The organism is Streptomyces sp. NPDC088124 (assembly GCF_040685895.1).
Classification (GTDB): Bacteria; Actinomycetota; Actinomycetes; order Streptomycetales; family Streptomycetaceae; genus Streptomyces.
The window spans coordinates 189,494-203,047 of the sequence record NZ_JBFBJB010000007.1; the positions used below are offsets into that span (position 1 = coordinate 189,494).

Annotated in this window: 14 protein-coding genes and 3 pseudogenes; 8 read left to right on the top strand and 9 right to left on the bottom strand. The window is 67.9% G+C overall.

The window, feature by feature from the left end:
* Positions 1–17 precede the first annotated feature (17 nt).
* The 6 genes from AB0P17_RS08315 to AB0P17_RS08340 all read left to right on the top strand — a co-directional run bounded on the left by AB0P17_RS08315 (position 18) and on the right by AB0P17_RS08340 (position 4,649).
* Positions 18–1,196: a radical SAM protein gene (locus AB0P17_RS08315; RefSeq protein ID WP_365808746.1), complete on the top strand. Its 1,179-nt coding sequence runs from the start codon at positions 18–20 to the stop codon at positions 1,194–1,196.
* Complete coding sequence (locus AB0P17_RS08320) at positions 1,193–1,795, top strand: 3'-5' exonuclease (RefSeq protein ID WP_365808747.1); 603 nt, start codon at positions 1,193–1,195, stop codon at positions 1,793–1,795. Before AB0P17_RS08315 ends, AB0P17_RS08320 begins: the two co-directional genes overlap by 4 nt.
* The gene (locus AB0P17_RS08325) at positions 1,792–2,400 is read left to right on the top strand and encodes an AAA family ATPase (protein WP_365808749.1); all 609 of its coding nucleotides are present in this window, start codon (positions 1,792–1,794) and stop codon (positions 2,398–2,400) included. The genes AB0P17_RS08320 and AB0P17_RS08325 overlap by 4 nt, the downstream gene beginning before the upstream one ends.
* On the top strand, positions 2,397–2,846 hold the full coding sequence (locus AB0P17_RS08330) for an NUDIX hydrolase (RefSeq protein ID WP_365808750.1): 450 nt from the start codon (positions 2,397–2,399) through the stop codon (positions 2,844–2,846). The genes AB0P17_RS08325 and AB0P17_RS08330 overlap by 4 nt, the downstream gene beginning before the upstream one ends.
* A 444-nt stretch (positions 2,847–3,290) precedes the next feature.
* Positions 3,291–3,674 carry a hypothetical protein gene (locus tag AB0P17_RS08335; RefSeq protein ID WP_365808752.1) on the top strand — a complete coding sequence of 128 codons (384 nt, stop codon included), beginning with the start codon at positions 3,291–3,293 and terminating at the stop codon, positions 3,672–3,674.
* Between the two features lie 414 nt (positions 3,675–4,088).
* Positions 4,089–4,649, top strand: a complete 561-nt coding sequence (locus tag AB0P17_RS08340) for a hypothetical protein (RefSeq protein WP_365808754.1) — start codon at positions 4,089–4,091, stop codon at positions 4,647–4,649.
* Positions 4,650–5,148: 499 nt separating this feature from the next.
* On the opposite strand, the gene AB0P17_RS08345 is transcribed toward AB0P17_RS08340, so the two are convergent.
* From AB0P17_RS08345 to AB0P17_RS08355, 3 genes are all read right to left on the bottom strand, one after another.
* Positions 5,149–5,346: a hypothetical protein gene (locus AB0P17_RS08345; protein ID WP_365808755.1), complete on the bottom strand. Its 198-nt coding sequence runs from the start codon at positions 5,344–5,346 to the stop codon at positions 5,149–5,151.
* A 172-nt stretch (positions 5,347–5,518) separates the two neighbouring features.
* Positions 5,519–6,220, bottom strand: a complete 702-nt coding sequence (locus AB0P17_RS08350) for a cation transporter (RefSeq protein WP_365808757.1) — start codon at positions 6,218–6,220, stop codon at positions 5,519–5,521.
* Positions 6,221–6,556: a metalloregulator ArsR/SmtB family transcription factor gene (locus AB0P17_RS08355; RefSeq protein ID WP_365808759.1), complete on the bottom strand. Its 336-nt coding sequence runs from the start codon at positions 6,554–6,556 to the stop codon at positions 6,221–6,223. It abuts the gene before it with no gap.
* A 111-nt stretch (positions 6,557–6,667) separates the two neighbouring features.
* Between AB0P17_RS08355 and AB0P17_RS08360 the strand changes: the two are divergent.
* A pseudogene (locus AB0P17_RS08360) lies at positions 6,668–7,057 on the top strand (hypothetical protein); the annotation flags it as partial.
* Here AB0P17_RS08360 and AB0P17_RS08365 read toward each other — a convergent pair.
* Both AB0P17_RS08365 and AB0P17_RS08370 read right to left on the bottom strand, forming a co-directional pair.
* Complete coding sequence (locus AB0P17_RS08365) at positions 7,049–7,417, bottom strand: VOC family protein (protein ID WP_365808761.1); 369 nt, start codon at positions 7,415–7,417, stop codon at positions 7,049–7,051. The pseudogene AB0P17_RS08360 and the gene AB0P17_RS08365 overlap by 9 nt on opposite strands.
* Positions 7,418–7,449: 32 nt before the next feature.
* Positions 7,450–7,851, bottom strand: a pseudogene (locus AB0P17_RS08370) (SDR family oxidoreductase); the annotation flags it as partial.
* Between the two features lie 39 nt (positions 7,852–7,890).
* Between AB0P17_RS08370 and AB0P17_RS08375 the strand changes: the two are divergent.
* Positions 7,891–8,469, top strand: coding sequence for a TetR/AcrR family transcriptional regulator (locus tag AB0P17_RS08375; RefSeq protein WP_365808832.1), 579 nt, complete (start codon positions 7,891–7,893; stop codon positions 8,467–8,469).
* A 168-nt stretch (positions 8,470–8,637) separates the two neighbouring features.
* Here the strand turns inward: AB0P17_RS08375 and AB0P17_RS08380 are convergent.
* From AB0P17_RS08380 to AB0P17_RS08395, 4 genes and pseudogenes are all read right to left on the bottom strand, one after another.
* Positions 8,638–9,675: pseudogene (locus tag AB0P17_RS08380) on the bottom strand (cysteine synthase family protein); the annotation flags it as partial.
* On the bottom strand, positions 9,672–11,036 hold the full coding sequence (locus AB0P17_RS08385) for a hypothetical protein (protein WP_365808763.1): 1,365 nt from the start codon (positions 11,034–11,036) through the stop codon (positions 9,672–9,674). The gene AB0P17_RS08385 and the pseudogene AB0P17_RS08380, both read right to left, overlap by 4 nt.
* Entirely contained in the window at positions 11,033–12,052 is a 1,020-nt protein-coding gene (locus AB0P17_RS08390; protein ID WP_365808764.1) for a glutathione synthase, read from the bottom strand. The genes AB0P17_RS08385 and AB0P17_RS08390 overlap by 4 nt, the downstream gene beginning before the upstream one ends.
* 130 nt (positions 12,053–12,182) lie before the next feature.
* Positions 12,183–13,418: an ATP-grasp domain-containing protein gene (locus AB0P17_RS08395; RefSeq protein WP_365808766.1), complete on the bottom strand. Its 1,236-nt coding sequence runs from the start codon at positions 13,416–13,418 to the stop codon at positions 12,183–12,185.
* Between the last annotated feature and the right edge of the window lie 136 nt (positions 13,419–13,554).

Below are 13,554 nucleotides of genomic sequence, written 5' to 3' on the forward strand. Positions count from 1 at the left end.
CTCCCCAGGAGACCACGATGAGCGCTCCCACCATCGGCACTCGCCGACCCCTGCCGATCATGCTCGCCGACCAGATCGGCAGCCTGAAGACGGAACTCGCGGACGTGATCGAGTACCGCAAGTCAGGACTCTCGCTGAACTGGATCGTCGGCTGCCCGCTCGACTGCGGGTACTGCGTCCGGCACCTCTTCAGCAACTTCGAGATGAAGGTTCCGAGGCGTCTGATGAGCGACAAGGAAGCCGTGCGCCAGCTCGTCGGCCATGCCTACTTCCGGCCGCACAAGACTCCGATTCAGCTCCTGAACCGGGCCACCGACCCGATGCTCCCCGTGGCCAAGCCTCATGTGTTCAACGTCCTGCGGCAGCTGGACGACCGTGGCCTGACCAACCACGTCCTGTTCGTCACCCGATGGCGCGTCGCTCCCAAGGACTGCGCTGTCCTCAACAGCCTCACGAACCTACGCCTGACCATCCTGGTCACGCATTCGAACATCCAGAACCCCGCCATCGAGCCGGTGGACAGCAACATCGCCGCCGAGAGCCTGCGAACCCTGTACGAGCACGCCGAGCGGTACCGCACCGTCCTGTACTGGCGTCCCATCGTGCCCGGCCTCAACGACTCCGACACCGACATCACACGTGCACGCGGACTGTCCCAGCACGCGAACGCCACCGTGTTCACCGGCCTGTTCTTCCGCAACGAGATCGCCGCGTACTACGAGGCCCATGACCTGCCGATGCCGTACGAGGAAACGGCACGGCGCGAGATCATGCCCGAGGTTGCCGAGCAGCGGATCCTCGATGCCTTCGAGCGGGACGGCTCCTGGGGAGCCCTGTTCCGCAAGACGTCCTGCGGCGTGGCCTATGCGCACGGAGAGGCGGATTACAACGGGCACTACGGCATCCGGGAACTGTGCGACATCTGTCCGCCCGAGCAGGTCGCGAAGTGTCACGCCGCGTGGCTCAAGCCCGATCTGGCGAACGTCACCCAGGAGGCACGAGATCTCGGCGCGACCGGTCCGATCGAGATCAACGACCGTGCCATTGTCGTGGAAGGACTGGACGAGCCGCCGCGCTACTACCTTCAGCACGGCTTCGGCTTCCAGTGCCACGACCGAGCCAAGCCCCATCACCACCGCCGGCACGGCCGGGCCCCTATCGGCTGGCAGGCGGAGAACGGAAACACCGGCACATGAACTTCTCCTCCTGGCCCCCGTTGCTCGTTGTCGATGTCGAGGGCAACGGCACCAACCCGCCGGATCTGGTCGAGGTCGCCACCCTCCCCGTACGGGAAGGGCACGTGGACACGGGCACGGCGGGGGCGTGGCTGACCAGGCCGGCCCGTCCCGTCACCCCGTTTGCCGCTCGCGTACACGGCTTGACCAATCAGCGGCTGGAGAAGGAGCCGGGCTGGGAAGAGATCGCCGGCCAGGTTCACACGATCCTGGGCGTCTCGTGGATCTGCGCCCACAACGCGCACGTGGACTACAAGGTGCTCTCCGAACACCTCCCCCAATGGCAGCCGGCCGGAGTGCTCGACACGCTCCGGCTGGCCAAGGCCACCTACCCCAGCCTCGGTAAGTACAGCCTCGACGCCCTGATCGAACACCTCGCGCCGGATCTGAGCGAGGCCCCCGAGCAACGTCACCGCGCCGCCTTCGACGCCTATGCGACCGCACAGCTCCTCATCGCCATGGCCAACCGCTACCAGAACTGGGGCCAACTCGCAGCCGCCGCCGTACCGCCCGGCCTGCCCGGAGCCCCCGAACCAGAACAGGAGCCCACTCTGTGGTGACCTCACCTACTCTCATCCGCATCGGCGTGATGGGAGCCCACTCCACCGGCAAGACCCTGCTGATGCGCCGCATGGAGATGGAACTGCGCGGTCAGGGCATTCCGGTGGCCCGCACCGGCAAGCTCGGTCGGCGCGCCGCCCTCGTACCGCTGCCCAAGATGCAGCACCACACGGTCGCTTCCACCATGTGGATCATTGCCACCGGTATCGCCGACGAGATCGCCGCCGCGGCTCGACTGGAGGAGGGCCTCGTACAGGTCGTGCTCGCCGACCGAGCGTGCTGGGACGCGCTCGCCTACTTCCGAGCCACCCAGGAATGGCACCGTCGCCTCGCTGCGCAGGCGGACCGTGGGGCGCCGCACCGCCTAGCCTCCGCCCACGGCCACACGTACGACCTTCTCCTGGCCACTGTCCTTGCCCCGACCCTCCCCGTCGAACGCAGGCACGACCACGACGCCCGCTACCGCGCGCTGGTCGACCGCCACACTCACGATCTCCCGCGTGAGGAAAACATCCCGTACGTCCGTGTCACCGGCGACCCCGCCAGCCAGGAGCTGGCCGTCGAGCACGCCCTCCAGCTCTGCACGACGGAGGCGCCGGTATGACCAGCGCCCCTCCCGCAGGAACCACTGCCGTACGCGACGCCTCCGTCATCGTGGCCCGGGACGCGGACGGCATGGTCGCCGTCCTGACCGCCGAGTTCCCCCAGCACGGCGGCGAGTACGTGTTCCTGCCCGGAGGGCGCCGGGAAGGTGACGAGACGCCGGAGGAGTGCGCGCGGCGCGAACTGCGAGAGGAGGCCGGTGTCACCGCCGACACCTGGTGCCCCCTCGGTTCGTATGCCATTACCGTCAACTCTCCGGCCCGCATCTACCTCTTCCTGGCCGAAGGCATCACCTGCGGACCGCAGCAACTCACACCGAGCGAAGCGGACTTCAAGCTGATGTGGTGGCCGATGGCCGACGCGATCCAGGCCGCCACCCAGGGACGCTTTCTGCTACAGGGCGGTCCCTTGACGCTGCTGCTGGCCCAGCAGGTGACCGCAGCCTGATGGGAGCGCATCGCTGATGGGCAAGGTCCGTGCCTTGGAGGAGGCACGGACCTCGGGGCGTGACACGGGCAGGTCGCGAAGTGTCAGGCCGCGTGGCCCAAGCCCGATCCGGTGAACGTCACCCAGGAGGCGCGAGGTCTCGGCGCGACCGGTCCGATCGAGGTCAACGACTGTGCCATTGTCGTGGAGGGACTGGACGAGCCGCCGCGCTACTACCTTCAGCACGGTTTCGGCTTGCAGTGCCACGACCGAGCCATGCCCCATCACCACCGCCAGCACGGCCAGGACCCTGGTGATGTCTCCAAACACCTGGATCGGCCCGGTACTTTTCAACGAAGGCGCCCGGATGCCTGCCGTGACCATGGGACGGCCGCTTCCCAATGAGGGCACCTGCTGTCCTGAGGTCACAAGCTCCTGGAACAATGGCATCAGGGGAGGTAGCCCGTGCGTGTCGTTGTGATCGTGTCCAAGGCCGTGCTCGTCGTCGTAGGCACCTGGCTGCTTCTGTGCGCGGTGATTGCCTTTCCCCCGCTGTTGCCGGCGCGCTGGGAGTACTACCTGATCTCTCCGGCTTCGGTGGGCCTGTGGCTGATCGCCATGCTGGTGACACCATTTGCCGTCTGCTGGAGGCTGCGGCGTTGGATCGTGAGCCGATCGCCGCGCTCGGCGGAACGCAGTTCAGTAGCTTCTTCCCGTCCTGAGGGCTCGGTGGTGTGCCCATCGGCCAGAGGTGTCGGTGGCGCAAGTCGACACGGGGAGACTTCGCCAAGAGATGCTCAACGAACCAGATCACCCGAGACGCCGAGCGAAACAGGCCGGATCATCTGAGACGGGTGTCGGCGTACGAGGGGTCCTCTCCCCAGGTACGTACGGGCGAACGTCCTCGGCTGATTGGCCGCCGCTTGGCCGGGGCCGGCCGACTGCCCGCCAGCCTCGGGACAAGGCGATCGGGTCCGCAGGCCCATCGTCCATCGCTCAGTGAGGCCCGCAGGGCGCCCTCGACGGACCGTCGTGTCCCGCACCCTGAGAGCGCATCTTTGAACCTCGGTTGATCTCGTGCATGCGGTGAGGCATTCGAGGGCGTCGATGGTGTGTCCGCCGCGGGAGGCGTCAGCCCGTCCGGCGCGCCTGGGTGATCACGCGGTTCTGCAGTCGGGTGTGGTGGCGGTCCGTGGGTGACGGCGCACGCCCCTGTGATCCAATGGCCGTGGAGCCGGGACGTCGCGAAGGGAGCAAGAAGGCATGTCGACGGTCATACCCGTGCCCGACAACTGGGAGCCTCTGTTCAGTAGTTGGGACGAACTCCGGCACGGCTACCACGCCGGGGACAGGGACGAGACGGTGCGGGGCTGCGCTGGCCGGCTCGACACGACGGCGCCGGGGTCGGAGGGCGATCCCGTGCTGTTCTGGACGCTGGGCCTGCTGATGCTCGCCCCCTACGTGGCCTTCGGCAACCCCGGTCCGGGAGTCGAGGACAAGGTCGTCGCCGTACTGAGCCGGGTCGCGCGTGGTGACGACGGCGGGGCGTGCTCGCACGGCTGGCATCCGTACGAGGCCGACGTGGACGATGTGCTCGAGCGCCTTCCCGCCTGCCTGGAGGTGCTGAGCTCCCCGGTGAACCAGGCCCTCGACGACCTGCTTCCCGAGGATCTGCTCGGGGACTACCTGGATGAACCCGGGGACGAGGAGGCCGAACCCGCGAACCTCTCCGGGCCCGAGATCCTCGCCCGCTGGCAGTGCCCGCGTACCGCACCGGGATTCGCCCGTGCGGCCCTCGACTACCTGGGCGCAACCGTCCGCTGAGGGCGACGATTCCTCGGGCGTGAGTAGTTGAGCTGTCGGGTGGCCCCGCCTCCCCGACCTGCGGACGACCACCTTCAGGGTGGGGACGTATAGGGCTCTGGCAAGATTTTCGTAGGCGGAGATCATCTTGCCAGAGCCACGTCCAGACGTACGTCGACAACGGGGATCCGATCGACTGAGACGGGACAGTAGGGCTGGTGGCCCGGGTCCGCTCAGAGAGCGGCTGTCTCGACGAACTTAGGCGCCCCTGGGCAGCAGTTCAGGCCCGACTGTGTTCATTGAGACAGGACAGTTGACTCCGGACAGCGTCCCGGGAGGGCGGCGTTCGATGTCCACGAGAAAGGACAGCACTCACGTCGGCTCCCCTTAATGACCACCGCAGAGGCGGGACCAGGTACGCAGGGTTTCCCCGCGTCCTCACGGTCTGCGGATGTTGGGGGCGCCCACGGCTCCTTTCGGCTCTGCGGTGTTCGGCGCCTCGGCCGCCTGACCCAGGGCTTTACATCGCCGTCCTGTCAAGGGAAGTCGGGCTGCCGCAGTGCTCGTTGCCGCCGGTCAAGTCGACCCGCAGCAGGGCATGCAGCTGCGTCAGCAGCGAGCGCCGGGAGTCGTCCAGCGAGCGGAAGAGTTCCTCTTCGACGTGCTGCTCCGCGGCTGCCGCGGCGCGCAGCCGTCGCTGTCCGACCTCGGTCAGCACAACCAGGTGACCGCGCCGATCGCGCGGATTTGCCGAAAGCTGTTACCACCCGGCCGCCCCATGTCCCGGCGCGCCACCGGCCTCCGCGCCCCGCCCCGCGAACGGGGTGCTGCCGAATCCCGGTCGTGAACAAGGCCGGCCCGGGCGCCACGGGCAGGGCCGGGGGTGGTCCTCAGCAGCAACTGCAGCCCGTCGCGCAGCCGCAGGTGGTCGCGGCGGCCGCGGTGGGGGTGGGGGGCGTGGGCGCGCAGCAGCCCTTGCCCTGCCATGCGTCGCGGCCTTCCTTGGCGGCGATGGCGGCGATGACGAGGGCGGCGATCGGGTCGGCCCAGGACCAGCCGAGCAGCAGGTTGGCCAGGAGTCCGGCCAGGAGCACGGCGGAGAGGTAGGTGCACAGCAGCGTTTGCTTGGAGTCGGCGACGGCGGAGGCGGAGCCGAGTTCGCGGCCGGCCTTGCGTTGGGCGGCGGAGAGGAACGGCATGATCGCCAGGGAGAGAGCGGCGAGGACGATGCCGGGGACCGAGTGGTCGGCTTCACCGGTGCCGGTCAGTGCCCGGACGGAGTCGACGGTTACGTACGTCGCGAGCGCGAAGAACGAGACGGCGATGATGCGCAGGGTGCGCTGTTCGCGGGCTTCGCGGATGGCGTGGTCGCGGGCGGAGAACTGCCACGCGACGGCTGCGGCGGAGGAGACCTCGATGATCGAGTCGAGGCCGAAGCCGATGAGGGCGGTGGAGGAGGCCGCGGTGCCGGCGATGATCGCGACGATCGCTTCGATGACGTTGTAGACGATGGTCGCGGCGACGAACAGGCGTATGCGCCGGGTGAGGGTGTCGCGGCGGGCGGGGCTGGGGCCGAGGGATATCGCGGTCATTCAGCAGCAGCCCTTCTCGGCGGCGTCCGGGCAGGTCCTGTCGGCCTCGACGGCGACTACGGCCGCTCGCAGGTCGTCCAGTGCGTGGCCGAGGCGTTCGTCGGCGAGTTCGTAGCGAGTCCGGCGGCCGTCGGGCGCGGCGACGACCAGGCCGCAGTCGCGCAGGCAGGCAAGGTGGTTCGACAGCCGGGTCCGGGAGATCTCCAGGGCGTCGGCGAGGTCGGCCGGGTAGGCCGGTGCCTGGCGCAGGGTGAGCAGGATGCGGCAGCGGATGGGATCGGCGAGGGCGCGGCCGAACCGTGCCAGCACGTCGATTTCGGCAGCGAGTGTCAGCACCTCTCGACAGTACATCAAATCCTGAATTCAGGAAATCGTGGATTGTGTGTGCTGGGTGGCCTGGACGACGTGGCTGGTGTTCTGGCCGGCAGGGCGTTTCCAGGTGTCGACGGTGACAGCACCGAGCCGGAGGCCGGGACCGCACTTCCGCCGCGGGCCGCGGCGCGGGCCGAACGGACGATGGCCGACCTGCCGTACTTCGTCGGGCGCATTGTTCCCGGGTTCATGTCCTACACCCCGGACCTGAGCCGCCTGGAGGCACACGCACATCGGCTCGTGCTCGCCGGTGGCCAGGACTCGCGCGGCGAACTGACCTACCGCCCGGCCGCCTTCCTGGCCGAGCGTCTCGGCAGGGAACTCCTGCACTTCCCCGGCGGCCACATCGGCCTGACGACGCATCCGGCCCGGTTCGGCGAACTCCTTCGCACGGCTCTCCGCGCCTCGACGGAGCGTCGTGGACCGGTCGGCGCCGGCGAAGCGTCGCCCCGTCGCTCAGGCTGAGCGCAGGCAGAAGGGGTGTCCGGCCGGGCTGGAGTAGACCCGGCTGCCCTTCTCGGGCACGGGGCCGACGCCGTCAGCGGGTCGCAGGCGACTGGCACCGGCTTCCGTCGCCGTCCGGTCGGCGGACGAGAGATCGTCGACAGCGAAGTCGAGGTGCATCTGCTGGGAACTGCCGTTCGGCCAGTCAGGGGCGACCTGTCCCGGGGCCGACTGGATCACGAGCACCGGAAGGCCGGGGGCCCGGACGAAGTGGTGGGTCGGTGTCCGGGTGAGTGAGCCGCCGAGCAGCCGGTGCCAGAAGAAGCCCTCCGGCTCCAGGTCGGCGGCATCGATGATCACGGAACTCAGGGCGATGTTCACGGCCGTGTCCTCCCTTTCCTGCGGGTTGCCGCTCAGAGCGCCGGGATGATGCCGCCGTCGACGCGGAACTGCGCTCCTGTGAGCCACTTCGCGCGCCCGGACGCGAGGAAGGCGATCAGTTCGGCGACGTCCTCGGGATCGCCCGGGCGGCCCATCGGCACCTTCAGGTGGTCCACGATCCGCTCCGTGACCTCGTCCGGGCTGATGCCCTGCTGGTCGGCGATGTGCCGCAGGTGGGCGGTGGCGCCTTCGGTGACGACGAAGCCCGGAAGGACGCACACCACGCGCACCCCGTGCTCGCCCACCTCGGTCGCCAGTTCGCGGCTGTAGGCGTTGAGCGCCGCCTTGGCGGCGGCGTAGGAGGCCTCCGTACGCTGCGGAAGACGGCTCGCGATCGAGGAGACGTGCACCACGACGCCGGACCCCCGCTCGACTAACGCAAACGGAGTCCGACTCACCTTATGGAGATTCCGCTGATGTCATCACGTCCGCTGCGCGCCGACGCGCGCCGCAACCGCGAGGCGCTCCTCACCGCCGCGCGGTACGCGTTCCTCAACGGCGACACCGACGCGCACGTCGAGGAGATCGCCCGCAGGGCCGGGGTGGCCGTCGGAACGCTCTACCGCCACTTCGAGACACGCGAAGCCCTCATCGAGGAGGTCTACCGCGAGGAAGTCGACGAGCTGTGTACCGCTCCCGCACAGCTTCTGGGCCAACACGCCCCGCACGAGGCGCTGCGGCGCTTCCTGCTGATGCTCGTGGACCACGCGGCCGTGGGCAAGGGAATGGCCGTCGCCCTGGGGAGCATCATGGCAACGGACTCACCGGTCTTCGACAACGCCCGCACACAGATGGGCAACGCCCTCACCGAACTGCTCGACGCGGGCACCACGGCCGGCACCATCCGTGGCAGCGTCACCGGCCCCACCCTGCTGCGCGCCCTGGGCGGCATCTGTCACATGAACGCCACCGAAGGCTGGCAGGACGAAGCCCGGCAGATCACCACCCTGCTCTTCGACGGTCTGCGCTTCGGAGCCCGACGGGCGACCTGAGCCAACTGCCCCGATGGGCAGAGACGCGGGTGCGTGTGCGGGAAGGCGGGAGTGGCGCAGGACATCGCCGGGCGTCAGGGACAGCACCTCGGGCGGAATGCCATGTTCACGCAGCCATTCGTCATCGTAGGACTCGTACAGGTAGTTGGCGCCCGAGTCGGGGGCGATGGCGAGCACCGGTCTCCCCGGGTGGGCCGTGGCGTAGGTGAGAGCGGCGAAGACGGCTGCCCCGCCGGACTCGCCGAGCAGGATGCCTTCTTCGGCGGCCAGTACCCGGCACAGCGACAGTGCCTCGATATCGGTGACCCGGTGGAGCGAGTCCACGCACGCCGTCCGAAGGTTGCCCGGTGTCCAGCTGAGACCGATTCCGCGCATCTTGTACGGGGTGAACGGGGGCCCGAAGGCCGCGGATCCGACGGCGTCGACCGCGCGGACATGGAGATCCGGAAAGTGCTCCTTGAGCGCTGTGCCGAGGCCGCTGAGATGGCCCCCCGTGCTCACCGTGGCGATCAGCGCTCCCAGGTCGTCGAAGTCCTTGACGATCTCCGGTGCGGTGTGGGTGGCGTGAGCCCGCGGGTTGTCGGGGTTGTCGTACTGGTTGAGGGTGACGGCGTGCGGGATCCGCTCGACGAGTTCGCGCACGCGACGGAGGCGGGTGGACTGGAAACTGCCGTTGGCGTCCGGTTGGGTCACCATGTCCAGTTCCGCGCCGAGCGTGGTGGCGTACGACAGAACCGAACGCGGTGTCTTGGGATCGACGACCAGGATGACGCTGTACCGCTTGACCGCTCCGATGAGGGCCAGCGCCTTGCCCAGGTTGCCCGAAGTGGACTCGACGATCGTGGAGCCGGATGCCAGTAACCCTTTTCTTTCCGCCTGTTCCACCATGTGGAGGGCGGCGCGGTCCTTGATGCTTCCCGAGGGGTTGCCTCCTTCGAGTTTGATGTAGATGCGGTCGCCCGGGTGGGGGAGCAGCCGGCGAATCCTCACGACAGGTGTGTCACCAAGGGGTTCCAGGATGTTCTCGTAGACCACCGTGGCTCCTTTTGTCAGGTCGGGACAGTGACGGGGGCTGAGGCCGGAAGCACCGGTCGGTTCGTACCCGGGGGCGTTGAGCGGGCGGCGTCGGTGTCCTTCCTGGACACGGTCCGGCGGGACGTGTTCCCGCGGTGGCGCTGCCGGGACACCGTGCCGCCCGCCGTTCACCGCCCGGCCGGTCGCGCGGTCAGCAGAGCGCCTGCTTCCGCGCCTCGCTTGACGTTGATGACGCGGTTGCCGCTCTCCGCGTCGGCCCAGCGCACGAAAGTGCCGGCGTATGCACCGCCGAACACCAAGGGGCCGAGGCAGACGTGGTATTCGCGGCGGCCCGTGGCGTCCACTCCCGGACAGTGCCAGGGCCGGGCCAGTATCCGCTGGCACACATGACCGGTCTCGGACCGCGCGGCCCCGGTCAGTATCCGTTTCCATTCGGCAGGTGCCACGGCGGGCCCGAAGACGATGCCCCGGCCGCCGTAGTCGGATGCCGGCTTGAGCACCCATTCGTCCTGTCCGGAGAGCGCTTCCTCCAGGGTCTCCCGCGTCACCCGGAACGTTCTCGGGATACAGGACCGGACGAAGGACCGTTCAGCCGCGGTGAAGTGGCTGGAGAAGGCGGGTGAAGTGAGGATCTCAAGATTGGACTTGCTGTTGTACAGGGCGGCGGTCGGCGGTGCGACGAAGTCCACCAGCCCATCGGCGTCCGCGTCGCAGAGGGCTTCGGTCGTCTCGGGCGGAACGAACCGGCGGGTCTCCTGCCAGGTGTACATCGTGAAGACGACATCGACACGTCGGCCCTGATGGAAGACGCCGCCACCTCGGATCTCCAGGTCCTGCACCATGCCGCTGACACAGTCGAAGCCGAGAGAGCCGACCAGCTTCTCGAAGGCCTTGCGCCCGGAGTTCAGGTCGTGCCGGTCGGCGACCGCCTCGAAAACCACCGGACGCCTCCCGGCCGGCGCCTGCCGGACGAGGCGGTGAAATGCCCTGCCCCATGCCGCCGTCATGTCGGGAGCGCCTGCCTCGTAGCCGATCTCGCGCAGGAAGCGGTGGTAGCCGGATCTTCTGAACTGGCGTACATACGGGTCGTGGGTGTTCATTCCGCCCATCGGTGCCGAGACGTTCACCTCGACGATCCGTGGGCCTTCCTCGGTGAGGACGAAGTCCGGCCGGGCGAACTGGCGAGCCATCGCCTCTCCGCGTGCGGAGAGCGTACGGATGAGCAGACGCGCGTCGTCGTCCGCGATGCCCTGGAAGGATATCCAGGCCGCCATGTCGCCGCCGAAGACCCTGCCGGGAATCGCGCAGAGCAGGTCCATCACGCTCCGGGCCGCATGGGCGAGTTCCTTCTCGAACGCGACGGAGAACAGCGGGGGCGGAAAGATGTGCGGCCAGCCTTCGCGGTGGATACCGGCGTGGAAGAGGCTCATGTCCTCCTGGGCCACAGCCGGTCCGACCGCCTTCTCGTACTCCTGCCAGCTGTCCGTCAGGCCGGCGGCGAGCAGACCGGACGCACGCCCCCGGCTCCTCATATCGAGGATGCCTTCAGCCGGCCGTCCCGTTCCAGGGCCGTCATCAGGTGGTTCACGACCTCCGGAGTCCGGTCCACCCCCGTGGACCGGATGGTCCAGTTGATCGCCCCCGGATTCTCCAGGTTGAGTTCCAGAACGTAGGGGTACGCCAGGTCGATTCCGGCGAAGTAGATCCCTTGGCTCATCAGCGACTTGCCGAGGTCGTGGCAGAACGCCTCCTCGTCGGCCGTCAGGACCAGTTCGGAGAACTTGTTGCCCAGGGTCGCGTTGGCGCGGTGGTCGTCGTCGTTGTGGTAGCGGTGGAAACCGCACACGGGGACGCCGCCCGCGAGCAGCACGCGCTTCTCGTTCTCCGCCACCGTGGGGATGTACTCCTGCATGGCGACGTACTTGCTGGACAGGCCGACGGTCTGACGCCCGTAGTTCTCGTAGCGGGACACCTCGTTCCCCGTCGCGGACTGGAGCAGGGCCCTGAAGTTCTTCTCCCGGGCATTGACGTAGTAGATGTCGGCGCCGCAGCCTTCGTTGCCCGGCTTGAGGATCCACGACCGGTCGGAAGACTCGGTGACCACGGCATTCAGCTCGTCGAAGCTGTTCGACACATAAGAGGTGGGCAGATGGTCTTCGTCGATCGCGGCCGGAAGGCAGTTCTTGCTGTTGAGGAAGAGCACGGCGCTCGCGTCGTTCACGAACGGAACCCGCTGGTTGAGCACCCACAGGAGCTGGTAGGTGTCGAGGAACAGGTTCGGGTGCGGGCTGGTCAGCAGCCATACGAGTTCGAAGTCCTCGGCGCTGCGCCTGGTGAGCAGCATGTCCGGGAACGGGACTCCCTTGTGGTACTCGCGGTCCAGTTGGAACATGTCGCACATCACGGTGCCCGCGCTGATGCCCAGGGTCTCGATGTCGGCCACATGCACTTCGTGCCCACAACGGAGCAGGCCGTTCGGGATCAGTGAGTGGTTGTCCAGCCGGTACTCCTGCATACGGGAGATCAGTACGAGAACCTTGTGCCCCATGGAAAAACCTCCGTGTCGTCAGTCCGAAGTTGTCAGTCCGAAGTTGTCAGTCCGAAGTTGTCAGTTCGCAGTCGTCAGTTCGCGGTTGTCAGTTCGCAGTTGTCGGTTTGCACAAGGGGGCCCGCGGTGGTCACCGCCCGGCCGCGGCCCCGAGGTCGTGTGCCAGCGCGTCCAGATCCGAACGGACGCGGGCCGGTTCGGCCCCCGCCAACAGGGCGTAACCGATCCGGTCGTAGTTGGTCCGTGCTCCGCGCCCCGGTGACCAGGTGCCGGGCTGAACCCGGCCACGCTGATAGCTGGGAAGCCGTGCGAAGGCGGCCCTGACCTCGTCCGGCGTCACGTCGGCGGAGACTTCCTCGGGCATGATGAACCGGCTGGCGGCCGCCGCGAAGCGCGGCTCGGATGCCGAGTGCGCGATCTTGGACCGAAGGTGGAAGTCCAGGAATCCGGCCACCATGTCGATGCCCGTGCACCACTGGACCAGTTGGGTGATGTGACCGCCGGGCAGCCGTGGATTGACCTCGATGAGATGTACGCCGTCGTCGTTGACGCGGCACTCGACATGGGCCGCCCCGCCGCGTAGCCCGATGGCCTCCACCCAGCGCAGTACCTGCTGACCGACCCGCTCCGCGAGCGGGGCCGGCATCGGGGCGGGGAACACATGGCCGCGTTCCACGAAGTGCGGTGGTCCGCCCAGGTACTTCTGTGTGAGGCCGGCGACCCGCCAGCCCCGCTCCGCGTCCCAGTACAGCTCGCAGCTGTACTCGTCGCCCTCGATGAACTGCTCCAGAAGCACGGCCCGACGAGGACGGTAGCCGCGCGTGTTGACGACGTGGGCCCGGTAGAGATCGGTGACCGCTCTGACGTCGGCCGGTGTGTGGCAGAGGCGGACGAACACACTGCCGCTCTCGTCCACAGGTTTCACCACCAGGGGGTACGTCAGCGACTCCGCGTCGATCGTGCCGATCTCGTCCTCAGGGACCGTTCGGAACCAGGTCCCACCGCCCAGGTGGCTCGTCAGCTCGCGGGTCAGGTCCTTGTACCGGGCCGCCACAAGGCCGGGGACGTCCGCGTGCGGCAGCCCGAGCACCTGGGCACAGAGCGACGCGGTGACGAGGTGGTAGTCGTCGAAGGAAATGACCGCTTCGACGTCGAGGTGCCTCATGGCAGCGAGCACTTCGGCGACGTTGTAGCTGTCGCGGATGGTGATGATTTTACTGCAGTGTTTCATCGGGTTGTCCGGAAGAGCCTGGTAGAACTCCTGCTGCATGGTGACGAATACCAGGTCGTATCCGTGCTCGGCAGCAAGCAGCATCGCGTCGGAAGCGGTACCCGTGTTGTTTGCTTCAAGAAATATGATTGCCATGCCGACCGTTCTCTGTAGGCGATGGGAGTGATGCTCGCGGTGCCGACCGGCGAGCGTCGTGAAGGTCCGGAATGCGGCACCCGGGGCTGCGTGTCGGCGCGGCGAAGGAGGTGTGCGGAATGCGGAGCCGGCGGTG

What these genes read in the sequence shown, in the direction of transcription:
- AB0P17_RS08315 (WP_365808746.1), top strand. Translation starts at nt 18, where the DNA reads ATGAGCGCTCCCACCATCGGCACTCGCCGACCCCTGCCGATCATGCTC.
- AB0P17_RS08320 (WP_365808747.1), top strand. Translation starts at nt 1,193, where the DNA reads ATGAACTTCTCCTCCTGGCCCCCGTTGCTCGTTGTCGATGTCGAGGGC.
- AB0P17_RS08330 (WP_365808750.1), top strand. Translation starts at nt 2,397, where the DNA reads ATGACCAGCGCCCCTCCCGCAGGAACCACTGCCGTACGCGACGCCTCC.
- AB0P17_RS08340 (WP_365808754.1), top strand. Translation starts at nt 4,089, where the DNA reads ATGTCGACGGTCATACCCGTGCCCGACAACTGGGAGCCTCTGTTCAGT.
- AB0P17_RS08350 (WP_365808757.1), bottom strand. Translation starts at nt 6,220, where the DNA reads ATGACCGCGATATCCCTCGGCCCCAGCCCCGCCCGCCGCGACACCCTC.
- AB0P17_RS08385 (WP_365808763.1), bottom strand. Translation starts at nt 11,036, where the DNA reads ATGAGGAGCCGGGGGCGTGCGTCCGGTCTGCTCGCCGCCGGCCTGACG.
- AB0P17_RS08390 (WP_365808764.1), bottom strand. Translation starts at nt 12,052, where the DNA reads ATGGGGCACAAGGTTCTCGTACTGATCTCCCGTATGCAGGAGTACCGG.
- AB0P17_RS08395 (WP_365808766.1), bottom strand. Translation starts at nt 13,418, where the DNA reads ATGGCAATCATATTTCTTGAAGCAAACAACACGGGTACCGCTTCCGAC.